Origin of the sequence: Lysobacter oculi (genome assembly GCF_003293695.1) — a bacterium.
GTDB lineage: Bacteria > Pseudomonadota > Gammaproteobacteria > Xanthomonadales > Xanthomonadaceae > Solilutibacter > Solilutibacter oculi.
The window spans coordinates 1,421,539-1,446,381 of record NZ_CP029556.1 but is presented as its reverse complement, the minus strand read 5'-3'; the positions used below and the strand labels follow the sequence as shown (position 1 = coordinate 1,446,381).

The 24,843-nt window shown below is 60.4% G+C and carries 18 protein-coding genes and 2 pseudogenes; 12 read left to right on the top strand and 8 right to left on the bottom strand.

The window, feature by feature from the left end:
* Nucleotides 1-15: 15 nt before the first annotated feature.
* Nucleotides 16-153: an FAD-dependent oxidoreductase gene (locus DCD74_RS06975; protein ID WP_112926676.1), complete on the bottom strand. Its 138-nt coding sequence runs from the start codon at nucleotides 151-153 to the stop codon at nucleotides 16-18.
* A gap of 420 nt (nucleotides 154-573) precedes the next feature.
* Nucleotides 574-837, bottom strand: coding sequence for a hypothetical protein (locus tag DCD74_RS06970; RefSeq protein ID WP_112927720.1), 264 nt, complete (start codon nucleotides 835-837; stop codon nucleotides 574-576).
* Between the two features lie 39 nt (nucleotides 838-876).
* Here DCD74_RS06970 and DCD74_RS06965 point away from each other — a divergent pair, with 39 nt between their 5' ends.
* Nucleotides 877-1,881, top strand: coding sequence for a magnesium transporter CorA family protein (locus DCD74_RS06965; RefSeq protein ID WP_112926675.1), 1,005 nt, complete (start codon nucleotides 877-879; stop codon nucleotides 1,879-1,881).
* Nucleotides 1,882-2,205: 324 nt separating this feature from the next.
* Nucleotides 2,206-2,990: pseudogene (gene xth / locus DCD74_RS06960) on the top strand (exodeoxyribonuclease III); the annotation flags it as partial.
* Nucleotides 2,991-3,011: 21 nt separating this feature from the next.
* On the opposite strand, the gene DCD74_RS13180 reads toward xth, so the two are convergent.
* The gene (locus DCD74_RS13180) at nucleotides 3,012-3,212 is read right to left on the bottom strand and encodes a cysteine hydrolase family protein (RefSeq protein ID WP_407072227.1); all 201 of its coding nucleotides are present in this window, start codon (nucleotides 3,210-3,212) and stop codon (nucleotides 3,012-3,014) included.
* A 355-nt stretch (nucleotides 3,213-3,567) separates the two neighbouring features.
* Nucleotides 3,568-4,227: a DUF6766 family protein gene (locus tag DCD74_RS06950; protein WP_112926673.1), complete on the bottom strand. Its 660-nt coding sequence runs from the start codon at nucleotides 4,225-4,227 to the stop codon at nucleotides 3,568-3,570.
* 128 nt (nucleotides 4,228-4,355) lie between these two features.
* Between DCD74_RS06950 and DCD74_RS06945 the strand changes: the two genes are divergently transcribed.
* The 10 genes and pseudogenes from DCD74_RS06945 (at nucleotide 4,356) to istB (ending at nucleotide 17,067) form a co-directional block, all read left to right on the top strand.
* The gene (locus DCD74_RS06945; RefSeq protein ID WP_112926672.1) at nucleotides 4,356-4,964 is read left to right on the top strand and encodes a spore coat protein; all 609 of its coding nucleotides are present in this window, start codon (nucleotides 4,356-4,358) and stop codon (nucleotides 4,962-4,964) included.
* 100 nt (nucleotides 4,965-5,064) lie between these two features.
* Complete coding sequence (locus DCD74_RS12670) at nucleotides 5,065-5,376, top strand: hypothetical protein (protein WP_162615930.1); 312 nt, start codon at nucleotides 5,065-5,067, stop codon at nucleotides 5,374-5,376.
* 37 nt (nucleotides 5,377-5,413) lie between these two features.
* A pseudogene (locus tag DCD74_RS06935) lies at nucleotides 5,414-6,959 on the top strand (catalase); the annotation flags it as partial.
* Nucleotides 6,960-7,460, top strand: coding sequence for a DJ-1/PfpI family protein (locus DCD74_RS13250; protein ID WP_455430938.1), 501 nt, complete (start codon nucleotides 6,960-6,962; stop codon nucleotides 7,458-7,460).
* A 305-nt stretch (nucleotides 7,461-7,765) separates the two neighbouring features.
* The gene (gene ku / locus DCD74_RS06930) at nucleotides 7,766-8,689 is read left to right on the top strand and encodes a non-homologous end joining protein Ku (protein ID WP_112926670.1); all 924 of its coding nucleotides are present in this window, start codon (nucleotides 7,766-7,768) and stop codon (nucleotides 8,687-8,689) included.
* Nucleotides 8,690-8,713: 24 nt separating this feature from the next.
* Nucleotides 8,714-8,890, top strand: coding sequence for a DUF3606 domain-containing protein (locus DCD74_RS06925; protein WP_112926669.1), 177 nt, complete (start codon nucleotides 8,714-8,716; stop codon nucleotides 8,888-8,890).
* 9 nt (nucleotides 8,891-8,899) lie between these two features.
* On the top strand, nucleotides 8,900-11,482 hold the full coding sequence (gene ligD, locus DCD74_RS06920) for a DNA ligase D (RefSeq protein ID WP_112926668.1): 2,583 nt from the start codon (nucleotides 8,900-8,902) through the stop codon (nucleotides 11,480-11,482).
* An 85-nt stretch (nucleotides 11,483-11,567) separates the two neighbouring features.
* The gene (locus DCD74_RS06915) at nucleotides 11,568-13,004 is read left to right on the top strand and encodes an IS1182 family transposase (protein WP_112926667.1); all 1,437 of its coding nucleotides are present in this window, start codon (nucleotides 11,568-11,570) and stop codon (nucleotides 13,002-13,004) included.
* A gap of 1,782 nt (nucleotides 13,005-14,786) precedes the next feature.
* Nucleotides 14,787-16,304, top strand: a complete 1,518-nt coding sequence (gene istA, locus DCD74_RS06905; protein ID WP_174887966.1) for an IS21 family transposase — start codon at nucleotides 14,787-14,789, stop codon at nucleotides 16,302-16,304.
* Complete coding sequence (gene istB / locus DCD74_RS06900; protein ID WP_112926664.1) at nucleotides 16,294-17,067, top strand: IS21-like element helper ATPase IstB; 774 nt, start codon at nucleotides 16,294-16,296, stop codon at nucleotides 17,065-17,067. The genes istA and istB overlap by 11 nt, the downstream gene beginning before the upstream one ends.
* Before the next feature lie 159 nt (nucleotides 17,068-17,226).
* Here the strand turns inward: istB and DCD74_RS06895 are convergent, their stop codons facing one another.
* The 4 genes from DCD74_RS06895 to dcm form a co-directional block, all read right to left on the bottom strand.
* The gene (locus DCD74_RS06895) at nucleotides 17,227-18,303 is read right to left on the bottom strand and encodes a PD-(D/E)XK motif protein (RefSeq protein ID WP_112926663.1); all 1,077 of its coding nucleotides are present in this window, start codon (nucleotides 18,301-18,303) and stop codon (nucleotides 17,227-17,229) included.
* On the bottom strand, nucleotides 18,300-20,849 hold the full coding sequence (locus DCD74_RS06890) for a Z1 domain-containing protein (protein WP_217424238.1): 2,550 nt from the start codon (nucleotides 20,847-20,849) through the stop codon (nucleotides 18,300-18,302). Before DCD74_RS06890 ends, DCD74_RS06895 begins: the two co-directional genes overlap by 4 nt.
* A gap of 262 nt (nucleotides 20,850-21,111) precedes the next feature.
* A complete protein-coding gene (locus DCD74_RS12835) occupies nucleotides 21,112-23,013 on the bottom strand; it encodes a GmrSD restriction endonuclease domain-containing protein (protein ID WP_112926662.1) in 1,902 nt (633 codons plus the stop codon).
* Entirely contained in the window at nucleotides 23,010-24,386 is a 1,377-nt protein-coding gene (dcm, locus tag DCD74_RS06880) for a DNA (cytosine-5-)-methyltransferase (RefSeq protein WP_112926661.1), read from the bottom strand. Before dcm ends, DCD74_RS12835 begins: the two co-directional genes overlap by 4 nt.
* Nucleotides 24,387-24,843: the final 457 nt, after the last annotated feature.

The following is a 24,843-nucleotide window of genomic DNA, read 5'->3' as shown; positions in this document are numbered from 1 at the left end:
GAAACCCGGGGCGATTCATACTTTCGGGATCCAGCGAGCCCGGCTCCGACCGTCGTTGAACCCGACCACGCGACGATGCAAGCGGCGGAGGTAGGTGGCTGCGGTCAGCCCCGCAGGCCCGCCGCCGATGATGATGCAGTCGAGGTCCGTCATGGCGTCCTGCTGAATAGGGTGGATGGCTAGGTTCTACAGTGTCATGAAAAGGCTGCCTAAGCATGAGGCGTGGCGAAGGTGACGCAGGTTTCACGGGCGGAAGGGTAGTGATGATCCGTGGCCCATGCTCACGCGGCCACGCGGAGGCCTCTGGAGCGCGGGACGGAGTGAAACGATGGGACGGTTTGATTCTGAGCGCTTTCATCGCCTCGTGGAATTTCTCCACCGGTCGGGTGGGGTCGGCAAGTGTCTTCCGTATCCCGATATGACCCCCATTCCCGCTGGCTTCAACGAGATGGAAGTGTTGTGGGACGATCTTAGCGGCAATTCCACCAGGTTATGGCCCGAGGTGCGTGAGATCGTCATGCCCTTGTGGGGCTGGATGCCCACCAGTTGCAAGTGACGGGCGATAGGGCTTGATCAGCCCGCGGTTCGTTTCTTCCGCCACACGACCCATTGGCCGATGACGGCTGTCAGGAGAATGAGGCTGTTGGTGGCGATGAAAACCCAGTTGTCGAGCAACCAGCTGTAAACGATGAATCCGACCGACGCCGCCATTTGCCCCAGAAACAGCCACCGGGAAACCCCTTCCGCGTTGTCTTGGGTCGCTTGCTTGCGAATCTGCTTCACCAACGTCGCCAGCAAAATGGCAGACGCTAGCCAACCGATGGCATCGGGCGACATGAAGAAATCCCTCAATCTGGATGACATAGGTAGGAAGGAATGACAGGCGTCACCGAAGTCACCGAGAAACGCCAGGTGCGAATGCGGGCCATGCTATTTGACGCCCAACGAGGAAACCGTGAAATTGGCACGGATGAACCGCTGGAACTGGAGCGGTCGAGCGATCAACTGGTATGGGTCGACCTAGAAGACCCAAGCGAAGACGACGTCCATAAGCTGGCCACGCGCTTGTCCTTGCCCTCCGCGGCGGTGGATGGATACTTGGGGACGGAGACGAATCCCACACTGCAGAACTGCGGAAAATGCTTCTGGCTTCGCGTGGTGGCGGTGGCCGACACATCCGGTCACGAGTTTACGGGAACCGTTCTAACCATCGTCGCCGGTTCCAACTTCGTGGCTACCTTGCATCGCACCCCGGTGGAGTTCCTGGAAACGTTCCGCCAAGGGACGGCGTCGAAAGGTGGGGTGGGAGCGTTGGGATCCGGCAGCTTTGTGGCCGCCCTGCTGGACTGGCATCTGGGAACCTACTTCGAAGCGGTGTCGCGCTTTGAATTGGCCGTTGAGCGACTGGAAGTCGAGGTGCTCTCCACGGAGCCTCGCGATTGCTTGGCCGAACTTCGGCTGCTCCGGAAGGGCGCTTCCCGCCTGAGGCGGATGCTCGCCCCACATCGGATCGTGTTCACCGCCTTGTCGCGCCCGGATTTCCGACCAGAAGAAGATGAGCTGACCGACCGCCACTTTCGAGTCCTAGACACTCACTACGAACGCGCCATGGACATGGTGGAGAACGCCCGGGATTTGGTGGTGGGCAGCTTCGAGCTGTTCAGCAGTCAAACCGCCTTGGCTGCCAACGAGACGATGAAAGTGCTGACCTTCGTCACGGTGGTGGTCGGCGTGCTGGCCGTCATCGGTGGCGTTCTGGGGATGAATTTCGAGGCGCCGTTCTTCAAGACGGGCGTCCGAGGCTTTTCTGTCGCGGTCGCCTTGATGCTGATCCTGGCGGGCATCTCCGTCTTCTTGGGGCGGAAGCGCCGCTGGATTTAGGTCACTCGGGGCCTTGGCAGGCACGAAGGGAGACACCGGGTCGCTGGCGGGGAAGGTTTCCTCCAGGGCTTGGTCCTGGTTATCGCTCTCATGCTGCTTGCGCTCCTGGCGCTTGGCACTGCTTTCCTCGCAGTCCACTGATTCACCCGGTGCGGGCGTGTCTTTACGGTCTCTCATGGAGGTGCTCCTCAGGGTTAGACCCATTGAAGTCCTTGCCGCGTGTAAACGACGTGGTGTTCTCACCCATGAGAGTTCACGGGGCGGTTACAAGGGTTGGCGTGGACTGAGGTTCTTCCCTTGATGCCTACTTAGTCGAACACTCCTATGGCACGCAAGAAGACGCTCAAGATCGCCACCTTCAACGTCAATGGGGTCAACACCCGTTTGGCGCACCTGCTGGGGTGGTTGGAGAAGGAGCAGCCGGACATCGTGGGGCTGCAGGAGCTCAAGGCGCTGGACGGTGCTTTTCCGGAAGACGCCATCCGGGAGGCGGGGTATGGCGCCATCTGGCAGGGTCAGAGTCCTGGAATGGGGTCGCGTTGTTGGCCAAGAGCCAGGACCCGGTGGAGAGCCGGCGGGGCTTGCCTTGGGATCCCAAGGACGAGCAGAGCCGCTACATCGAGGCGGCCGTCCAGGGCATCGTCGTGGGTTGCCTATACCTACCCAACGGCAATCCCCAGCCGGGTCCGAAGTTCGACTACAAGCTCAAATGGATGGCACGCCTACAGCGCCACGCCAAGACTTGGTGGATCTGCCCCATCCGGTAGCCCTCATCGGCGACTTCAACGTCGTGCCGACCGACGAAGACATCTACGATCCTAAAGGGTGGCGGCGGGATGCTCTCTTGCAGCCGGAATCCAGAGAAGCGTTTTTCAAGCTGCTGGAGCAAGGGTGGACCGACAGCCTTCTCACCATTCACGGGTCGAACAGCGGGGTCTACACCTTCTGGGACTATTTCCGCCAACACGCCGAGCGCGACCGAGGTTTGCGCATCGACCACTTGCTGCTCAATCCCGTGCTCGCCAAGCGGCTGAAGGTGCGGGCGTGGACCGATGGGTTCGGCTACAAAAGAAGGCGAGTGACCACGCGCCCACGTGGATCCAAGTGGGCGCCTGAAGAAACTCTACTGCTCAGCAGCCAAGCTGCAGGACGGTTTTGGCCCCTCGCGTGTCCAGGCTCATTGACTCGCGCATCAGTGCCAATGCGCGGGTGGATCGGGAAGGGGTCTGCGCGGCAACGCAATCCTGAGGGACCCGCACCTTGTATCCACGCATGTGGGCATCCTGCACGGTGGCCAAGACGCACGAGTCGGTGGCCACACCGGTGATCACAAGCTCCTGAAGCTTCAAGTCCGCCAGAATCGCGGGCAGGGTCGTGCAGAGGAAGCCGAATGCCTCGGCTTGAGCACGTAGTATTCCCCCGGCTTAGGCCCCAGCACGGCGGCATCTCGCTTGACGGGCCGGGATGCTGCCGGCACTTCGCGACGAGGTCGGTGAACTCCTGGTTCCAGTCCATGAAGTTGTCGTTGACGAACAGCACCGGCCAATTGCGGTCGGCGAAGGCTTGGCGAAGGGTGGCAATAGGGCCGCACGCTTTGAGCGCGTGGACACCCAGTTGGTTGCCCCCATCGAAGTCGAAGAGGTTGATCATGTCGATGATGAGAAGCGCAGGACGCATATATCCGCCTTACGTCCCGGTCTGACTATGAGGTGCTTCGACCGGCTTGGACTGTGGCGAATCTTTCTGGCGCAGAAAGATGGTCAGCAAGACAAGTGCCGCCACGGCGAGGAACTCGCTTTGCCAGTTCTGAAAGGACTCGAACCAGAACTGGGCGCTAGCCAGGTGATCCCAAAGTTCAACAGGAGGTTTCCCGTCGAGCTGACGCTGGACGCTTTCGTGGCGCCAACTGCCATTCAAATGAAGTGCGAACGAGAGCAGGAAGAGCACACCAAACGCGATGGCCAGAGAGTGCTCGTAGAGCTTCAGCCAGACTCCGCCAATTCGCACGGGCCAAGGGGTCGGTCCATATTCAACGCGATCCTCTTCTTGCGAGGGATCCAATGGGCGCGACTCTGCCGAGCCCTTTTGCCGAAGGGAGACGCTTAGCAGCACATACATGCCCATCTGAAGAAACTCGCTCTCCCAGTTCTCAAACGTGGCAGACACGAAGTGACCGCTGGCAAGGTATTCCAGCAGGCTAAGTTGTGGCGCGCCGAGGTCGGATAGTTCTTCGTTGTATACAACGTGTCCCGTCAGGATCTGCCCCAGCCACGTTCCAAGCATGAAGAGCAGCACGACGATAGACAAGCCGTTGCGCTTCCAGAAGGTGCCATTGCCGTTGTGCATATTGCTCCCCAGTTATTCGCAGGGTGGGCGCGAAGGAGTGCTGACGAAGTGAAAATTTGTTTCACGTTGCGTTAGCGCCATGGCGCACACGATGCGCTCATTAGTTCACCCAGCTAACGGAGTCAGTCATGGCAAGCAAGGGTTACGATCAGAGCGGTGTCAAGGAATTGCTCCTTCAGTCGCTGGAAACCGAGCGGGGCGGCATCAAGATCTACACGACTGCCATCAGCGCGGCGGTCAATGAAGACCTGCGCGAGGAATGGCAGGAATACCTGGAAGAGACCCAGCACCACGAGGAAGTGCTCACCCGCGTATTCAGCGAGCTCGGGATGGACACCGAGGAGATGAGCCCGGGCCGTGAAGTCTGCGCGCACAACGGCGCTTCGCTGGTGGCGGCCATTGAGCTGGCAAAGGCGAACGCCGATCCCGCGGCAGCGGAGCTGGTCGCGTGCGAATGCGTTGTTCTAGCGGAGACCAAGGATCACTCCAACTGGGAGTTGATCGGCAAGGTCGCAGAATCAGCCGATGACAAGGTAGCCCAAGTCCTGAAAGCGGCCTACGACGAGGTGGAGGAGGACGAAGATCACCACCTCTACCACACCAAGGGATGGTGCCGGGAGCTGTGGATCCAGAGCTTGGGGATGCCAGCCGTGCTGCCCCCGCCCGAAGAGGTCAAGAAAGTCGAGACCGCAATCGGCGCAGCCCGCGCCGAGCAAGCCCGAGAAGACATGTTGTGAGCAAAGCCCGCCTTATGGCGGGCTTTTTACCATCTTCACGCACTCCCCAACCTCCTGAGGGTGGCTGGGGTTTTGTCAATTCAGACAGGAAAACAGTCCCATGGCGACGTCACGCAAGAACTCCCCAAAAGACAAGAAGAGCGTGGCTAGTGCCTCTGCTGCTCGCAACTCTGACAGTTCCGCGTCCAAGGCCCCACCTCAAGGTTCGGATGACTTGGCAGCTGAGCAGAGCGCGGAGGTGGAGGCAACGGCTGCCGCCATGCCGTTCAACGAGAACAAAGCAGCCGAGCACGGGCGCGAAGCGGCGCTGGATCCGCCCGAGGGCACCCAAATCGTTCCGCCGTCCTCGTTGGTGACGGCCAGCACCCTGGCGGAGACCAATACGTCCGAGAAAACTGGGAACCCGTGCTGAAGAAGGCGCAAATCCGACTGTCGGTTCCCTCGATCGCGTGCGTGTGGACAGCAGTGGCCAACGCCTGACAACCAACCAGGGCGTGCCGATCGCCGACAACCAGAACTCGCTCAAGGCAGGCCTGCGTGGCCCGGCCCTGCTGAAGGACTTCATCCTGCGCGAGAAGATCACGCATTTCGACCACGAACGGATTCCTGAGCGGATCGTGCACGCGCGAGGCTCGGGCGCACACGGCTTCTTCGAGAGCTAGCTATAAGAACCAGCGAAAACTGACACGCGCGGCGCCGTTCCAGAAGGCAGGCAAGATCACGCCAGTCTTCGTACGGTTCTCTACGGTCGAGGAGAGCGAGGCAGTAAGGACACCGCGCGCGATGCGCGCGGGTTTGCTGTGAAGTTCTACACCGACGAGGGCAACTGGGACCTGGTGGGCAACAATATGCCTGTTCTTCATCCAGGACGCGATGAAGTTTCCTGACCTGGTGCATGCGGTCAAGCCCGAGCCGCACCACCAAATGCCGCAGGCCGCCTCGGCCCACGACACCTTCTGGGACTTCGTCTCGCTGATGCCCGAGTCCACCCACATGCTGATGTGGCTGATGTCCGACCGCGCCATTCCGCGCAGCTACCGCATGATGCAGGGCTTCGGTGTTCACACTTTCCGCTTCGTCAACGATCAGGGCCAATCGTCCTTCGTGAAGTTCCATTGGACCCCACTGCAGGGCACACACGCTTTGCTCTGGGACGAAGCCGTGAAGATCTCGGGCTGCGACCCGGACTACCACCGCCGCGACCTGTGGGAAGCCATCGAGGCGGGCGCTTACCCGGAGTGGGAATTGGGCGTGCAGATCTTCTCGGAAGAAGATGCCGAGCGGTTTTCGTTCGACATCCTGGACGCGACCAAGATCATCCCGGAAGAACTCGTGCCCATTACCCCACTGGGCCGGATGGTGCTCAATCGCAATCCCGACAACTTCTTCGCCGAGACAGAGCAGGTAGCGTTTTGCACGGCCCACGTGGTGCCCGGCATCGACTTCACTAATGATCCCTTGCTTGCAGGTCGAATTCACTCCTATGTGGACACTCAGCTGAGCCGACTCGGCGGGCCCAACTTCCACGAAATTCCGATCAATGCGCCCATCGCACCAGTTCATAACAACCAGCGCGACGGGTTGCATCGCCAGGCCATCCACCGCGGCAAGGTCTCCTACGAGCCGAACTCGTTGGGGGGCGGCTGTCCCTTCCAGGCCGGGGCGGCCGGCTTTGTCTCCTTCCCTGAGCCGGTGGAGCAGGACGAGGTGCGCGGCAAACCCGAGAAGTTCGCCGAGCACTTCAATCAGGCGGCCCTGTTCTTCAACAGCCAGACACCGGTGGAGCAAGCGCATATTGCGGCCGCGTTCCGCTTCGAGCTCTCGAAGCTGACAGTGCCCGCGATTCGCCAGAGGGTGGTCTCTATGCTTCGCAATGCCTCGGAAGAGCTGGCGGCGCAGGTAGCCGAAGGACTGGGGATGCCGCTTCCGGATGCCATGCCCCGGGCGCTGCCGAAGCCGCCCAAGGCAGAAGTGGACGTTTCCCCGCCGTTGTCGATGTTTGCTCGCCCGGGCAACACGGGCGTGGCAACGCGCAAGGTCGCCATCTTCGTGGCCGACGGCGTCGACGGCGACCAGGTGGCGGAAGCCCAGCAGGCCTTGCTGGACGCCGGAGCCGTCGGCCGACTGGTGGGACCACGCGTGGGAATCTTTACCGCAGCCGATGGCAGTGAGATCGATGCGGACGCCTCCTTTGAGAACGAGCCGTCCGTCCTGTTCGACGGGGTCATCATTCCTGACGGCGAGGGAACAGCGAAGGTGTGGGCTCGCGATGGGAGGGCGGCGGAGTTCGTGAAGGACCAGTTCCGCCATCTCAAGACCATTCTGGCGCTGGGCGAAGCGGTCGCGTTCGTCGAAGGGGCCGGCGTGCTGAGGGATGAGGGCGATCCTGGCTTGTTGCTTCAGAGCGAGCCCGAAGACGCGGCGGTGAACCAGTTCCTCGAGGCGTTGGCCCTGCATAAGCACTTTGGCCGTGAGACGGATCCGCCGATGCTCTGAACAGACCAAGGTGGCCAAGGCAGGTGCCTCGGCCACCAGGCGGCGTGTCTTCAGTTCTCTTCGAACATCAGCTCTGTGACGTGGACGCCTACTGCCAAGGGCGGCTTGAGAAAGAAGGGGCCGCTCAGTCCTTGCCTCGATGCAGCGAGTGCATCCACCATGACGCCGGAGTTTCCCCCACTCAAGCGCCGACGACCGGAAGCCCCCGCGAGCGGGCTTGCCATATCGCAGCATCCGCGGACGGGGTGACACCGATTTCACGCGGCCGGACCTACAAGTGATGCTCGCACACGTTGGAGCCTGCCATGGCCCGCCCAATCTGGACCGGATCGCTTTCCTTCGGTCTGCTCAATATTCCCGTGTCCCTCATGTCCGGCGAGCGCCGAACGGACCTGAGCTTTCGCATGCTCGACTCCCGGGATAAAAAGCCCATCCGTTTCGAGCGGGTGAACGCGGACACTGGCGAAGAAGTGCCGTGGAAGGACATCGTCAAGGCCTTCGAGTATGACAAAGGCAGCTACGTCGTCATCGAGAAAGAGGATATCGCGGCTGCAGCGCCCGAATCGCATGAGTCGGTGGACGTGGAAACGTTCGTGGACGCGTCCAGCATCAACCTGCGCTACTTCGAGAAGCCCTACGTCCTGGTCCCGGGCAAGAAAGCCGAGAAGGGCTACGTGCTGCTGCGCGAGACCCTGAAGAAGTCAGGAAAGGTGGGCATCGCCCGTGTGGTCATACGCACGCGGGAGTATATGTGCGCCGTCATGCCCGACGGGGACGGGGACGCGCTGGTGTTGATCCTCCTGCGCTACCCGCAAGAGCTGGTCGAGTTCGACGAATACAAGCTTCCCGAGGGCAAGCCGGCCGATTACCGCCTGGCGCCCAAAGAACTTGAGATGGCCGAGCAGCTCATAGATTCGATGACATCCGAATGGAATCCGGCCGACTACCACGACGAGTTCCGATCACGGCTGTCGGACATCATCAAGAAGCGCATCAAGTCCGCCGGCGCCACCACCACGTTCGAAGAGCCCGAGCCGCGCGAAGACGCCGCCACCAACGTGGTGGACTTCATGTCGCTGCTCCAACAGAGCTTGGACACGAAGAAGCGCACGCCGGCCAAGGGCGCAGCCAAGAAAGCAGAAGCCAATTCCCCGGCTAAAGCGGCCAAAGCGCCCGCAAAGAAAGCCAGCAAGGCCACCAAGAAATCCAGTGCCCGCAAGGCCTCCTGAATCACCACCGAAGGAGAAATATCCATGTCCGACAACAAGAGCAAGTCCGGTTCCCCAGACCGGGATCGCATCAACCTGAGGGAGGACTACGAGGTCCAATACTGGACCAAGGAATTGGGCATCTCCGAGAAGGAGCTGCGAGATGTCATCCAGGCGGTGGGCAATACCTCCAAAGCGGTTCGCGAGCATCTGGGCAAGTAGCCCTACGCCATGAGCCTGACCGACTACCGTCGCAAGCGAAGCTTCGACAAGACGCGCGAACCGGAGCCGGGCAAGGCGGTCCCGAAGGGACAACGGGCGATCTTCGTGGTCCAGCTCCACCACGCCAGCCGCCGGCATTACGATTTCCGTTTGCAGGTGGGCGACGCCCTAAAGAGCTGGGCGGTTCCGAAAGGACCCAGCTACGACCCCAGCGTGAAGCGCATGGCGGTGGAGGTTGAAGACCACCCCATCGATTACGCCACCTTTCAAGGCGAAATCCCCAAGGGGGAATACGGCGGCGGGCACGTTGCCCAGTTTGATCACGGCGTGTGGGCCACCGACGGCGATCCCGAAGAGCAACTCGTTAAAGGCCACCTGCGCTTTGAACTGTTCGGCACCAAGCTCAAGGGCGGCTGGCATCTGGTGCGCTCAGGCAAACCCGCCAAGCAACCACAGTGGCTGCTGTTCAAAGACAAGGACGACTACGCCGGCACGCTGGAGGCCGACGATCTGCTCGCCGACGTGGCAGAGGCGCCGGCCGTGGATCTCAAGCGCGCGGGCTCCGGCAAGACGAACAAGAAGAAGCTAACGGCGGTCCCGGCAAAAAAGGGACGCAAGAAGGATTGGGCGAAGAAAGCCTCCGCTTTGCCCAAGGCCAAAAAGGGCGCCGCCCCCGCAGGGCCGTTCGAGCCCCAACTGGCCAAACTGGGCGAGTCCCCGCCCGAAGGCGAGCAGTGGATCCACGAGCTCAAGTGGGACGGCTACCGCATCCTGGCCACCATCGCCAAGGGCGAAGTGAGGTTGTGGTCTCGCAACGCGCTGGAATGGACCGCGAAGATTCCCGAGATCCGCGACGCGGTTGCAGCGCTGGGCCTCGAGTCCGGGGCGCTGGACGGTGAGCTCATCGCCGGCAGAGGCACCAAGCAGGACTTCAACCTGCTCCAGTCCACACTGTCAGGCGAACGCCAGGGCAAGCTGGCCTATGTGCTGTTCGACGTGCTCCACCTCAACGGGGTGGACCTCTCGGGCGCACCGCTCCTCGAGCGCAAAGCGTTGCTCCAGGAACTTCTAGACGACGCACCGGCCCACTTGGCGTTCAGTTCTCACATTGAGGGCGACGGGGAGGCAGCTTTCAAGCTCGCGGGGGATCGCCACTTCGAAGGCATCATCTCCAAACGCGCCGACCGTCCTTACCACGGTGGTCGGAGCGAGGATTGGCGCAAGACCAAGCAGCTGGTCAGTGATGAATTCGCGGTGGTGGGCTACACCGCTCCGAAGGGCAGCCGAACCGGGTTCGGATCACTGCTGTTGGCCAAGCCGGATGCCGAGCACGGCTGGCGCTACGTGGGCCGTGTGGGAACCGGTTTCAACGACGAACTGATGCGCGAGGTCACTAAGAAGCTGGCCAAGCGTGGGGGCAAGAAGCCCACCGCGTTCGTGGGAACCACCGACACCGACTTGCGCACCGCCACCTGGTTTGCCCCGCGCTTTGTGGTCGAGGTGTTTTTTCGCGGCATCGGCCGGCAGGACCTGTTACGCCAGCCCTCGCTCAAGGCCATTCGCCCCGACAAGGACGTGGCGGATCTGGCCGACAGCGACCGGGCAGAAAAGCCCGCCAAGGCACCGAGCCTGGCTAAAGCCGCCAAGGTCAGTAAGGCGACCAAGTCCACCAAGGCCGGCAAGACAGCAGCGAAAGCTGGCAAGAAGGGCGCCACAACGGCGGATCTGCCCAAGCTCTCCAGTCCCACGAAGATCCTGTTCCCCGACAGTCGTATCACGAAGCAAGACGTGTGGGACTACTACTTGGCGGTGGCCGACCACTTGTTGCCGGAGATTGCTGGGCGGCCGCTGTCCATCATCCGGTGCCCGGCGGGCATCGAGCGGCCGTGCTTCTTCCAGAAGCACCTGACCGCGGGGCTGGAGCGGGTGGACACCGTCAAGCTCAAGGAGGAATCCGGCGCTAACGCGGATTACCTGGTGGTGGAAGACCTGCCGGGGTTGATGGAGCTGGTGCAGTTCAACGCGCTGGAGTTTCACCCGTGGGGCTCGCACGCCCAAGATCCCGATCGCGCAGACCGGGTGGTGTTCGACCTGGATCCCGGTGAGGGCGTGCCGTTCTCGGAGATCAGGAAGGCGGCGACGGACATCCGCAAGCTGCTGGAACAGCTGGAACTGGAATCGTTCCTGCGCGTGTCTGGCGGCAAGGGCCTCCACGTGGTGGTGCCCTTGAATCCGGGGTGCGAGTGGGATCTTACCAAGCGCTTCGCGCACGCTTTCGCCGACGCGCTGGCCCGTTCGGAGCCGGACCGCTTCCTATCCACCGCAACCAAGAGCAAACGCAACAAGCGGATCTTTGTGGACTACCTGCGCAACGGGCGGGGCGCCACCGCGGTGGCCTCCTACTCTATGCGGGGGCGCGCCGGTGCGCCCGTCGCCCTGCCGCTGGCCTGGAGCGAGCTATCTAAGCTAGATAAGGCGAATGCGTTCTCGATCAAGGACGTGCCCGCCAGACTGAAGCGCAGGCGGAAAGACCCATGGGAAGACATCGGAAGAATCAAACAGAACCTCGCACGTTGGGCGCATAACGAATAGGGGGCAATGTCCGCTTCTGGCCGAGGCTGTGTGAAAACCCTGCCTCCACTGGCATGATCTGAGCACCGGTCGATGGGTGCTCTACATGAAGCGATTTGTGGAAGGCGTTGATCGTTCCCAGGGGCTTCTTCTCCCTGATCGGCTGGAAGACTACGTCCACGAAGACAACCCGGTGCGGGTGGTCGATGCCTTCGTCGAAGCGCTCGACCTGAGCGCGCTGGGCTTCGAGGCGGTCAATCGCGGGGCTGGTGGCCGTCCTGCCTATCACCCCGCCGCGCTGCTCAAGATCTACATCTACGGTTACCTCACTCGCATCCAGTCCAGCCGGCGCCTGGAACGGGAGGCGCAACGGAACCTGGAGCTGATCTGGCTGACCGGTCGACTGGCGCCGGACTTCAAGACCATCGCCGACTTCCGCAAGGACAACGGCGGCGCGATCACAGCCGTGTGCAGTCGGTTCGTCGCGCTGTGCCGGAACATGAAGGTCTTCTCGCATGCAATCGTCGCGATTGACGGCAGCAAGCTGAAGGCAGTGAACAGTCGGGATCGCAACTTCACCGTCGGCAAGATCAAGGGGCGCCGGCAACAACTGGAGGACAGCGTTGCGCGTTACCTAGCCGAGCTGGACCGGTCAGATCGCGATCCCACTTTGTTGCCAGAGGGCCGCGTTCCCCAGCTGAGAGACAAGCTGGCCAAGCTGCATGCGCAGATGGAGAAGCTCGACGAGATTGAAAAGCAGCTTGAGGCCACCCCCGATCACCAGATCTCGCTGACGGATCCCGACGCGAGATCAATGACCTCAAGTGGCCGTGGCACGGGCACGGTGGGCTACAACGTCCAGGCGGCGGTCGACGCCAAGCACCACCTGATCGTGGCATACGACGTGACAAACGACGGTCACGACCGTGCGCAACTCTCACGCATGGCGATGAAGGCCAAGGACGCCCTTGGCGCCGAGCATATGACGGCGCTGGCGGACCGTGGTTACTTCAGTGCCCCGGAGATCCTGGCGTGCGAGGAGGCAGGCGTCATCCCGTTGGTACCCAAGCCTCTGACATCCAACGCCAAGGCCGAAGGCCGGTTCGACAAACGCGATTTCGTCTACGACGAAGCCGCTGATGAGTACGAATGTCCGGCGGGCGAACGGGCGATCCACCGCTTTACGACAGAGGAGAAAGGGCTGACCTTGCACAAGTACTGGTCCTCCGCCTGCCCCCGCTGCCCAATCCGGAAGAAGTGCACGACTGCCAGCTACAGGCGTATCGGACGATGGGAGCACGAGCATGTGCTCGAACGAATGCAGATGCTGCTGGATGCCAGGCCGCAAACAGCGGTGGTGCGAAGGCAGACGGTGGAACATGTCTTCGGCACGCTGAAATCATGGCTCGGCACGACGCCGTTGCTGACGAAGACGCTACCGAAGGTCAAAACGGAGATCAGCCTGGCAGTTCTGGCCTACAACATGAAGCGGATGATCAAGATCATGGGCACCGAGGGCATGGTGCGGGCCATCGCAGCCTGAGCATCAAGTTCTTTTACTGCAGCGCTGGTTGCTCAAACTGGCTGCATCGTCGTCGGCAGCACCGCGCCCGGGAGTTTTTACACAGCCTCGGCCGAGAGCAGACATAAATCACTAGCCCCAAGACGGAGCGCGTTCGATCGAAGTGACTGACCCCGGACTGACCCCGCAAGGAGGTGGACTGATCGCTAAGCATTTGATTTCGCATGATCTCGGCGGATGTTCGGTAGACGCGTTAGCGCTTGTTTTTCTTGTCCTTGCGTGACCTTGACATGGTAGGGGTCACAGGTTCGAACCCTGTACCGCCCACCAATGAAATCAACGACTTATCGTTGTTTCACTGGAAAAAAAGATCAGTTATACGGAAAAAGTACGGAAAAGCCGCCTGCGGAATCAGGCGGCTTTTTCCTTCCTACGTCGTAGGGATGGGGGCATCGTCAGCGGATTGGGGTGCTGAAGTGGCGCGCAAGAAGCTCTTCAAGCGCCCGGAGCCTGGCGGAATTTGCGGCCTTTGCCTTGAGGGTCTCTAGTTCGGATCGAGGAATACAGACCAAGTCTGGAGGGTAGCCCCGCTGGGTGGCAATCTCTGCGCACACCTCAATGCATTTCTCGCATAAATAGTGTTGATCCGAAAGATTGACCAGGATTCCGCAATTGTCTTTCTGTTGCCTGCAAGCAACACAGGATTCCAAGGATGCAGGCGCGTATTTAGGCATGGCGAGCGGCACCTCATAGCTGATGGGCTGCGAAGTCCCCAGCATCATACTCTTCGTGGCATTCGAGCAAGAGCCGAGGTCACACGACAGTACCCCCTGTACCCGGTACTGGTGCCCGGCCTCATTGCGAAGTATCGATATTCACTTCTAGTCTGGAGGCAAGTTGGACGATTCCCTAGGCTTCAATGGCTGTTTAGAGGCCTAGCGCGTCGTGGCGCTACTTCTGGCTGTTGATAGCTCTATGCTGCGCTTTCCATGATGGCCAAAACCGCAGCCCTTTGCAGATGTAGGAGAACTCCATGATCGCGTGTCCCCAATGCTCAAGCTTGTGCACCGTTCCAATTGCTTACGGAAAGCCCGGGCCGGAACTTGAACGTGCGGCCAGTCGCGGGCTTGTAGTTTTGGGCGGCTGCGTAGTGGATCAAGCTAACCCTACAATGAAGTGCGTGGAATGCGGTCACGCCTGGATACAGCAATCCCCCAGAAACAATCAAGGAATCTATGACGATGCCATGGCATGGCTATACAAGGTCGAGGAAGATATAAGGCGTTGCACGGTTACTTATGCAAATGCATGCATCCTCTACGGAAGAGCGCTGTACGAGGGTTCGGATGAAGAGTTGGCGCGTTACTACGGTGAAATGATGGCGGCCTACGTAGAAATGGATCGTCGTTGGGTGATGAGCCGAGAGGTAGCCCTCAACTATATGTGGCGCGACGTCTTGGGGCGCCAACGGTAAAAACAGCCCAGGCGCAGCGGCTTCGTGCCGAACTCACCCGGCGATTAAGTCATGCTTTGAGGTAAGTTTTTCGCTGCGCTGACGCGAATTCATACGCTAGCGATTAGTGGGGAAATCATGACGAACGCATTCTTCGAGCAATGCATTCTCAACTCCCTATACGAATACCTCTCAGGACATTAGGAGTTGGATGCTTCGGGTCAGCCGGCCCAGGAGATTGTTGAGTTTCATCCAGAACTGAGCCACTAACCCAGCGGATTTCCGTCCAATCTTGAGCCACCTCCTAGCCTTCCGGTCTGCCCTGACCGGAGCCACCAGGAGTGATCAAGATGGACGTTCTGAGCCTCATCCGCCGCTGGCATTTCCGCGAGAAGATGCCGATCCGGGAGATATCCCGTCGCACCAAGCTCTCGCGCAACACCATCACCAAGTACCTCGCCAGCGGCGAGGTCGAGCCGAAGTATCCCCCGCGTCAGACCCCGAGCCAGCTAGACCCGTACGCCGAGCAACTGCGGGCGATGCTGTGGCGCAGCCAGTCGGCTCCGCGCAAGCAGAAGATGAGCGTGCGCGAGATGCACGTTCGGCTGGTGGCGGTGGGCTATCCGGGCTCCTACAACCGCGTGGCGGCCTTCGCCCGCGACTGGCACCGCGCCGAGCACGAACGCCTGCTCACTGCACCCCGCAAGGCCTTCGTACCGCTGGTCTTCGCGCCGGGCGAGGCGTTCCAGTTCGACTGGAGCGAGGACTGGGTGCGCATTGGCGGCGAGAAGGTGAAGCTGCAGGTCGCGCAGTTCAAGCTCAGCCACAGTCGGGCATTCCTGCTGCGCGCCTACTGGAAGCAGACCCACGAGATGCTGTTCGATGCCCACAACCACGCCTTTGCCGTGTTCGGTGGCGTGCCGCGGCGGGGCATCTACGACAACATGAAGACGGCGGTGGACAAGGTCCATGCCGGCAAGCGGCGCAGCGTCAATGCCAGGTTCTCAGCCATGGTCAGCCACTTCCTGTTCGAGGCGGAGTTCTGCAACCCGGCCTCCGGCTGGGAGAAGGGACAGATCGAGAAGAACGTGCAGGACGCACGCCGGCGCGTCTGGCCCGCCGTGCCGCAGCACTTCAAGCACCTGGACGAACTCAACGCCTGGCTGGAGGAGCGCTGCAAGGCGCTGTGGCAGGCACTGCCCCATCCGGAGCAGCGGCCCCGCAGGATCGCCGAGGTCCTGCAGGACGAACTGCCGGCATTGATGCCGGTGCCGGTGCCGTTCGACGGCTTCGTCGAACAGACCAAGCGGGTCACGCCGACCTGCCTGGTCCACGTGGAGCGCAACCGCTACAGCGTGCCGGCCAGCTTCGCCGGGCGCACGGTCAGCGTGCGCCTGTATCCGGCGCGCGTGGTGTTCGTGGCCGAAGGCCAGAAGATTGCCGAGCATGTCCGCTGCATCCACCGCTCCCACGACGGTGGCCGCACGCTCTACGACTGGCGGCACTACCTGAGCGTGGCCCAGCGCAAGCCGGGTGCGTTGCGCAACGGCGCGCCCTTCCTGGAACTGCCGGACGGCTTCCGCACCCTGCAACAGCAGTTGCTGCAGCGCCCCGGCGGCGACAAGGAGATGGTCGAGATCCTTGCCCTGGTCCTGCGCCACGACGAGCAGGCCGTGCTCACCGCGGTGGAACTGGCGCTGGAGAGTGGCGCGGCCAACAAGCAGCACATCCTCAACGTGCTCAGCCGCCTGCTTGGGGAAGCGCCGCCGGCGCCGGTCAGTACGCCACCGACGCTGGCCTTGCAGGTCGAGCCGGTGGCCGACATGGCCCGCTACGACCACTTGCGGAGGGCACGCCATGCAGCCTGATGGCCTGTTGTCCACGCTCAAGCACCTGCGCCTGCACGGCATGTCGCAGGCGTTGCAGGAACTGGTCGAGCAAGGCAGCCCGGCCTGCCGCGATGCCTTGCCGCTGATGGACGCCCTGCTCAAGGCCGAGGTTGCCGAACGGGAAGTGCGCTCCATCCAGTACCAGCTCAAGGCGGCCCGCTTCCCGCACTACCGCGACCTGAGCACCTTCGACTTCGGCCAAAGTGCCGTCGATGAACCGCTGCTACGGCAACTGCATGGCGGGCACTTCATGGACGCACGCCAGAACCTGGTCTTCGTCGGTGGTCCCGGCACCGGAAAGACTCACCTGGCCACCGCCCTCGGCGTGCAGGCCGTGCAGCACCAGCAGCGTCGCGTGCGCTTCTTCTCGACCATTGAGCTGGTCAACACACTGGAACTGGAGAAGGCCGCCGGCAAACAGGGCCAGCTGGCCGACCGCTTGATCGGCGCCGATCTGGTCATCCTCGATGAACTGGGCTACCTGCCGTTCTCGCAAGCCGGTGGCGCCTTGTTGTTCCACCTGATCGGCAAGCTCTACGAACACACCAGTCTCGCCATCACCACCAACCTCAGCTTCGCCGAGTGGGCCAACGTCTTCGGCGACGCCAAGATGACCACGGCCTTGCTCGACCGCCTCACGCACCGCTGCCACATCATCGAGACCGGCAACGACAGCTACCGCTTCCGGCACCACACCACCGCCGTCAACAAGGAGTCCGCCACCACTCAACCGCATCCCTGAGCTAAGCTCACCCCGCAACCGGGTGGCTCAATTTTGGATGGAAATCCCGGCTCAGTTTTGCGTGGAAATCAACACAGGAGATCTCAAATACTCGACCAAGTGCGGACTGCATTGCCGTATTTGAGCGTATCAATTTTGCAATGCGTTCTGATGAGGATACTAGTTCGTGGGTACCAACCTGTGCAGCCCCAGAATCGCCTCCGCAACGCGCCTGGAACCTGCGACGGGATTGTCCAAGCTAATCGTCGCGGGAAGCTCCACGCGGAAAGTGAGCGATTTAGCGTCCACGTGGTGATAGGTAACAACCTCATCGCGCCGCAGGACCTCGATGGCTGGGTCCGCCATGTCGTAGCTGCGAACGAAGGTCACGGTGAAAGGGGTGGTAAACGGCACCTCTTTGGACATCCTGGCATGCTCGTATCCGATTCCCGACTCTGAGCCGTACATGGCAACGCGCTTAAGGAACTCCTCGACAAAGCTGTGGGCCCCTGTTGCTGTGAGTCGCTCGACGATGCTTTCCACCAGAGAGGGGATCGACAAGGCGGGCGCGTGGGGATCTGCTTGATTTAGACCGATGCTTACGAGCAGCAGGCGTGCTTCCCCGGGACAGTCATCACTTGAAGGGGTAGGCTCTATCTGGTGGATGCCATGGATGGCGTGACTTGATGTGCTCCGAGTTGTGGTCTTTATCTCAACGCCTGTGCCCTCCCACGTGAAGTCTCTTGCAGAGCGGCGCCAGCCATCCCAAGCCTGAATGACCAGCCCGACGTGGACATCGTGTGCACAACGACAGAGAGCGTCGAGAAGGAGTAGTTCGCCGACAAGGCCGAGGACCGCGTTCTCGGAAATCTCCAAGCGTTTGATGGCGAGTTCGATCAGGGGCTCGGTGGCGGCGAAGGCGCGCTCAAGATTTTCGTCAGCGTTCTCGCGCAACAATTCAACTGCGATGAATGCACCGACTTGGTCGAAGTGCCCTAGAGCCGGTAAGCGGATGCGGTTGGCGCTCAGTGGAGGCTGGGTGTTGCGGTGCCACGAATGATAATGAATTGCAGACTTCACGGTGTTAGTCCGAGGCTGCAATCTGTCGCCTGCAAGAAATAGTTCCAGGTGTCCATGGCTGTCTCGAGCGATACCGACTACCTGCATGTCGGTTAACCACGTAATTGTTCGGTCATCTCCTGTCATGCCCGCAGGGACGGCGCTAATCTGATTCAAAACTTCTTCGTAACTTGTCATGAGAGGCTCCTCGAGACGATGGACATCCCGGCACGGGTAGCCGAGAACTGTTCGGGGCCTCCCGCAGGGAGACAGACTCCAACTGCCACGGTCGGGTGCAAGTCGTCCGGATGTTGGTTGACATAAAAGAGGATCTGACCGTCGGAGCCGCTGGGTCGCCAGGCTGTGTTGCTGTTCGGCGGCACTGCCGTTTTGCGGTGGTAGTAATCGAAGTACACGTCCCCGCGATACTGGCCCGTGCCAGCGTTCGGATCGCTAGCTCCCCAAGTTGTCTTGAGCTCGCCCCTAACTACCCTCTTGTTGGTGGTGCGGATTTGGAACGGTAGCTGTGACAGCGGACCGTTGGACACGGCAACACCATCTCCGTAGCGAATGCCAACCCAGAACCGTGGCTGCCCAGCTTTCTTGCGATTGAGGTCGGCGTAGGACCATAGCTCGCCGGGTTGGCCAGTGATAAAAAGTCCCGTAATCGAGCGAGTAAGGCTCGCCGACCAGAGTCGAAGGTAGGCGGCTATAGCATAGGGGCAGGCGTGGCGGGGTACATGTCCCTTCCCATGCCTCACGGGCGGTCGATAGAAAGGCGGTTCCGGGATGGGGGAGACTGCGTGTGCTCGGGCTTCAACGCGGCTCCAGAGGTCCGCATGTAAACCCTCGCACCCGGGCTGGTATCTGGAGAAGGCGAGGCGGTCCAAAAGTTCTGCAGCCTCGGCAAGTTCGAGTGGCACGTTCAGGATCCGGCCTCGCAGCACGTTGGAAACCGTAACATCGCTGGATGGACGGGCGAAGAAGTCTGCCAAGACCGCTGTATTGGGGTCTGGGTGATGGCCTTCATTGATGACTGTAACGAAAGGACGGGCGCCAGGAGAAAGGGGAAGATTGCCAACGCTCGCTATCTTGCCGGTAGCTTGGAAGTTGACACCCTGCAGAACCGTTGGTTCAGGGGCGCCGCACATCATGCGCTCGGTGATAGCAGTGCGAACTGCTTCGTCGACATCGTGGTAGGCGCGGAAGAGGTCAAGTTGGTTGCGGGACGCGAAGATGCGGCAGAGTTCTATGTAGGACCCGCGGTATCCAAACCAGCGTTGCATCTGCATTTGTGTGTCGGCCAACGGGTTAGCTGATGAGCGTTGGAACAACGCTGTAGTCATTCCTTCCAGCGTCAGTCCACGTGCCATGACGTTCCCTGATACGAAGATCGTGCTGAGGTCACGAGCGGCGCTCCACATACAGGTACTTGGGTCTTGACTCGGTGCGTAGGCAGGGCGGTCATCAGCGGTAGGGTCGCTGTTGACCACGGCGACCCTTGTCCCTGGGATCACCTCATCGATAAGCAGTGTTTCGACAGTTTGCCAGTCCGGGAAGGTTTTCCGCGGCAGGCAATCGAACTCGTCCTCGATTGCGGCGGCAGAGGCGACATACTTGTCAAGCCATTCCACCCACGGTGCGGGATCCGCCTGCAGGTCGTTCACCAGTGTGTTGGGGAGCCTAGCATCTCCTTCGTTCAGCAGATTCCGAGCCTCGGCGCGGTCTTGGATCCCGGCCCAGAGCAGCACCTCCTCAGCGCCTCGGAAGTGGTCTTGGATTCCTGCTGAAGGGTGGTAGAGCATCGAATGCGGCGGAGCCGCGCTGGCATGGGCTTCGTCCTTGGTGTTAAACCTAGCTGTGATTGCAGACTTCGGGCCGAGCTTGCCTGAGCGGTGCAGGCGGATGGCGCCCGCCACCAAGAAGGCTCTAACAGCGTCAGCTAGGTCCTGTTGCGTATTTGTCGTGGGCACACACAGCCCTGCCGCCTCGCCTCGACGGTAGAAAACCTCACCGCCAGTGTAGTAAGACCGTATTCCGAGAGGCTCGGGGTAGGTTGATGAACGAGGAGCGGTGAGGTTGCCAGGGGCAGTTGTGTCTACCGAATGGCCCATGTCGAGCGGAGTGCGAAGAGAGATCATGAAGTCGCGCGGCGCTAGGGGGTTATGGTCCTCCTGAAGAAGGTTGGCCTGGGGCGTCGCCGTATAGGCGATGTAAGTCGCGAATAAGTTGTCAGGGGACCCTTGCGGCGGTTCCCACAGGTTGGCGATAACACGTGGGATCTGTTTGAGATTCCCATAAACCGGGTCCTCGGATACTTCGACAACCGCGTCGAGGATCGAGCCGTCGTCGGCTTCGTCATCGAGAACCAGCATATGCACGGGACGGTTGAGTTCCCTCACCGCGCCGAAGAGACTCTTGCGCAGGTTTTCGCCGAGCGCCCGCAAGTGGTTCGTCTGCTTCATGGCGATCAAAATGATGGGGCGTCTCTGGGACAGTCTCTGCTTTACGGTGGCCGGCAGGAGGCTATAGATCCGACTCAATGGCACGTTTGCCTCAGAGAGCGCGAGTGCCGCTGCAGGACAGAGAATGCGCCGCGACCGCTTTCCGGCGTCGTCCGGCCCCGAGTCGAGTTGCTCTAGCACCCGACCGTAGGTCTGGCGCCAGAGTGACAGCCGGGTGCCAGCGAGCAATACGACGATGTCGACACCTTGGTCCATCGCCAGCGCGGATACCCCCAGCATAGAGGCAGTCTTGCCGGATTGGACCGAGCCCATGACTAGACCTGTACGGACGCGTCTCGTGGGCCACGTATGCGGACCGGGCTCGCCGGCGCCTAAGATGCCGCGCTCGAGGATATAACGGCTGTCGGCCTCTACGGCGGCGCGGGCAGTAGTGCTGAGGTCCTGCAACTGGCTGGCGTAGCGAGACCACCAAGAATCCACCGCAGACGGGGCGGGCGGATAGAAGTAAACGTTCTCGGTCAATGGCGGTAACACGACGAGCTTACCGATCCCCCTCCAGAAGGATCGTGCCCTCAAGGGACTCGTAGCCCGACGACCCGAAGCGATCCCGGACAGCCTCTGATGCGTGGCCAGGGTCAAGATCCAGTAGTGTGAGCACGCCCTTGGCGATTCGAGCGATGTAGTCCCACTGGGTCTTGGTCTGTGCTTTATCGATTCGTTTCCACGCGTCGCTGCTTGTTGCGGACAAGATGTCGTCAGCATTCTGCGCGATCCGGTCCTCTACGTCGTCGGGGGACGCCGCGAGAGCGAAGGCTAAACCGACCATGGAGCCGACGAGTTGCAGTTCCTGCCACTTGGCGCCCCTGCCGCCGTCCATGAACTTCTCCGACCAAATCTCGGGGTGGCGGGCATGGAGGTCGAATGCCTTCGTTAGCCAGTCAAACAGGTCAGTCAAGACCTGCCTACTGCGCAGCGGATCTTGGATGTCGTCTAGAACTCTGGTCATGAATTCATCGATGTGACGAGCAGTGCTCTTGACCTTCTGGCCCCTAGTGTCGAGCAGCAAAACTGACAGGATCCAAGAGAGAATCTTCGTGCGCCGATATCGAGCACGTCCGATGCCGTAGCCCGACAAGGACTCCGCGATCGTTTTGAAATTGGGCACCTGGGCCAACGATGGGGCTATGTCCGCGGCGTCCACGCGCGGGTCAGCATCGCCAGCCGCTGTCAGGATGGCCGCGGTAAGTTCAATCTCGTGGAAGGCGGCGTTGCGGATCTCCTCGGCATTGAGGTGGACGCCCTGCTTGTTATATAGCTTGAAGACGTCATGGATCTGGCGTGGGTCAGCCTGCGTGTAGCGGATCACAGGCACCTTGTACGCGGTGGTCTTTGTGAACAGCTTTTCCACGGTCATCTCGGCCCCTGCAACCTTAATGACGTTCTTGAGGATTTGCGTGTAGTACTTTCCTTGTAGATCCTCAAGTGCGAGCCCCTTCAGTCCACCAGTGTCGTTGTTACGGAGCTTAAAGGGGAAGTAGTAGACGTTCTCCAGCGCGGCGGTCAGGCTCTCGCCCTCTAGGGTTTTCCATGCCCTCTTGAAACGCGGATAGTCCTCCTTGAAGTGTTTCAGCAGGTCATGACCGGCGTGACGTGTATCTGCTGCGTGCACCTTTTCGAGAGCCGCCGGATGGCTGCCTACAAAGCGCAAAAGTGCGGTCAGGCGCTGCTTGCCATCGACGACCTCCTGGGGATCAGAGGGTCCCACCTCGCGCAGAATGATCGATGGGAGCGGAATGCCTCGGAGAACCGACTCGATGAGGGCCTGCCGATCGTTCGTGCTCCAGACATCACCACGCTGGTAGGAGGGCGTCAGGTTTAGGTCCGAGGTGGTGAGCTCGTTAATGGAGACCACGTCGGCAGTGGCGGTGACAGGCTCGGTGCTGAGTTGGTGGGAGCCCGGATCGGACTCCTCCCAAGCATTCGCCCAGTTGCTCGTAGCCGAGGCGCGCGTTACGCCGTCGGACTCCATCTCCTCCGTGAACGCTTTCTGCAGGCGCACTGCGAACTCAATTCGCTGGCTCAGGCGCTCCAAAGCAAGCGGTGTGAGTTGGCTCGGAGAGACTGAGTTATCAATGGCCTCACTGCTGTCAAGTTCGAGTCCGGAGATCAGCCCGGCAAGAAAGGCATCGCGTCCGGCATCGGGGAGCCTTTGCGAAACACCGAGATTGAGCCAGTCCTGGACCTGCGCGAGTTGCGGCATCCACGAATCAGACGTCATGTCGATGTCATCGATGTGGATAGAGGAGGATGCTGCCCTCACTCCAGTTGGCGTGTCAGTTGCATCCGAAAGGGTAGCGATCGCGTTGGCTATACCCTCCCACAGCGTGGTGCGTGGGTCCTCTTGGTCTAAGTCGTCGTCTTCATGTTCAATACGGTCGGTCACGCAGTAGCTCCCAACGGTTCGAGTTCAGAGGAAATGCTCGCGGCGGGTCCATACAAGAGTCGTTCCGCGATGGCTTTGACTACACGGGCGTTGACTGCGTTGCCTAATGCCTTATATGCGTCGAGGTCGGACGCGGGCAACTTGATGCTGCCGAGGCATTGAAGCTCGGCGCATTCGGCCGGTGTCATATAGCGACGTTTACCGGTCAGATTAGAGCCAAGGATAGGTACTTGAGTCTCTGTAAATGCAATCAGGCTTGGGGAGGTTGTGGGGCGCTTGACCCGCAGCCCAGAAGCACGCATCTGTAGCACGAAGTTATCGATGTCCCGGTCTTCACCTTGGGCATTCCACTCCATCTTCTGGAAGCTTGAGTAGAACTCTTGAGGCCTCCATCGCGCTAACCAGGGATCAATCCAAGAGCGGTTGGCTTGATAAAACTCACGATTTTGCCTGATGAAAGTGCGCTTCCACTGCGGGAAAAGGAAGTCGCCTTCTCGATTGGCGTGGCTCGGTATTCTCCTCATCTGTTCCTCGATCGTGCAATCGAGAGATTGGCCGAAGCTGCCCTTTAAGCCCATCTGACGAAGCCCCCAGACAGGTCTGCGAGCCCATACTCCTGACGGAGTTTCATCCTCGTAGGGGTAAGTCGCGCCGAACTCCATCGACCAGATGGGGAACGAAGGCAGCTTCAGTGTAGCGGGGGAGCGCTGCAAGAAGTCTCCCCACATGTCGATGGCTCGCAATGTCTGTTCTGGAATGGCACGCCTCGAAGGTACGTCGTGACGAAGTACCCGATGAATCTCTGTGGGTTCCTTGCGCTTGTCGGGCCACTCGAAATGGTCGAGTCCCTCAAGTGAACCAACGAAGTAGGCACGGTCTCGCACCTGCGGGATGCCGAATTCGTGAGGCGAGAAGTGCTGAACACCGACGGAGTAGCCCAGCTCTTTCAACATCCGCAAGATCTTTGTCTTGGTGCGCCCACCGTTGTGCTTAAGAATGTTGGGTACGTTCTCCAAAATGAAGTGTCGCGGCTTTTTGACGCGCAAGATGTCGTGCACCTTGAAGAAAAGATTGCCCTGATTCGTATCCTTGAAGCCCAACTGGTCTCCAGCCTTTGAGAACGGTTGGCATGGGAAACCCGCCGTTAGGAGGTCGTGATCTGGCACGGTGTGCGTGATGATCTCATCGCTGCTGAGTTCATTAAGGTCACCCCAAGCATCGATGCCAAAGTTGACTTTGTAGAGACGTCTAAGTGTGGGGTCCCATTCAGCCGCGAACACGCCACGACCCTCCAACTCGTCAAGGGCGACGTGGAAGCCGCCCAGCCCGGCGAAAAGGTCGACGAAACGGAAAGCCGCACTAGTAGTTCTCATCGACCTAATCCCGTCCGTTCTTATCTGATGAGGCGAGTTGCTAAGGGCTTATCTGAGTTTTTGCATTGTGACAACTCCTACTAAAAAAGTCAGCAGCGAGTCTCGGAGATCATATCTGAGCCAACACTACGACAGAGGTCGCTGGCAACTCGGTGATGGCATCACTAACCTCGCCACAATGTCGCCAGTAGAGTGGTAAGGCGTTGTGCGCTAGGTGGCAAATAGCTGCTACGAGGCTAATGGTTGCTCCTATGCGTCGCAGGAGGTAAGACAAAGTCCCGCTGAGCCTGATGCAACTTGCACGGGACACGATCGCGCGATCATAGATAGTAAGTCCCGCACGTGATGCCGTATAACTCTTGGCGGTAGATCCTGCGGCCGAGTTCCATGATGCCGTGAGAGGCATAGGTGTTCTAGTGGCATTGGTCGAGGGGTTAGATCCAGTCAGCCTCTTCCA

Coding starts and splice junctions, on each gene's coding strand:
- DCD74_RS12670 (WP_162615930.1), top strand. CDS start 5,065: ATGGCGACGTCACGCAAGAACTCCCCAAAAGACAAGAAGAGCGTGGCT.
- DCD74_RS13250 (WP_455430938.1), top strand. CDS start 6,960: ATGTTTGCTCGCCCGGGCAACACGGGCGTGGCAACGCGCAAGGTCGCC.
- ligD (WP_112926668.1), top strand. CDS start 8,900: ATGAGCCTGACCGACTACCGTCGCAAGCGAAGCTTCGACAAGACGCGC.
- istA (WP_174887966.1), top strand. CDS start 14,787: ATGGACGTTCTGAGCCTCATCCGCCGCTGGCATTTCCGCGAGAAGATG.
- DCD74_RS06945 (WP_112926672.1), top strand. CDS start 4,356: ATGGCAAGCAAGGGTTACGATCAGAGCGGTGTCAAGGAATTGCTCCTT.
- DCD74_RS06950 (WP_112926673.1), bottom strand. CDS start 4,227: ATGCACAACGGCAATGGCACCTTCTGGAAGCGCAACGGCTTGTCTATC.
- DCD74_RS06915 (WP_112926667.1), top strand. CDS start 11,568: ATGAAGCGATTTGTGGAAGGCGTTGATCGTTCCCAGGGGCTTCTTCTC.
- istB (WP_112926664.1), top strand. CDS start 16,294: ATGCAGCCTGATGGCCTGTTGTCCACGCTCAAGCACCTGCGCCTGCAC.
- dcm (WP_112926661.1), bottom strand. CDS start 24,386: ATGAGAACTACTAGTGCGGCTTTCCGTTTCGTCGACCTTTTCGCCGGG.
- ku (WP_112926670.1), top strand. CDS start 7,766: ATGGCCCGCCCAATCTGGACCGGATCGCTTTCCTTCGGTCTGCTCAAT.
- DCD74_RS06925 (WP_112926669.1), top strand. CDS start 8,714: ATGTCCGACAACAAGAGCAAGTCCGGTTCCCCAGACCGGGATCGCATC.
- DCD74_RS06975 (WP_112926676.1), bottom strand. CDS start 153: ATGACGGACCTCGACTGCATCATCATCGGCGGCGGGCCTGCGGGGCTG.
- DCD74_RS06895 (WP_112926663.1), bottom strand. CDS start 18,303: ATGACAAGTTACGAAGAAGTTTTGAATCAGATTAGCGCCGTCCCTGCG.
- DCD74_RS06970 (WP_112927720.1), bottom strand. CDS start 837: ATGTCGCCCGATGCCATCGGTTGGCTAGCGTCTGCCATTTTGCTGGCG.
- DCD74_RS06890 (WP_217424238.1), bottom strand. CDS start 20,849: ATGCTGGGGGTATCCGCGCTGGCGATGGACCAAGGTGTCGACATCGTC.
- DCD74_RS06965 (WP_112926675.1), top strand. CDS start 877: ATGACAGGCGTCACCGAAGTCACCGAGAAACGCCAGGTGCGAATGCGG.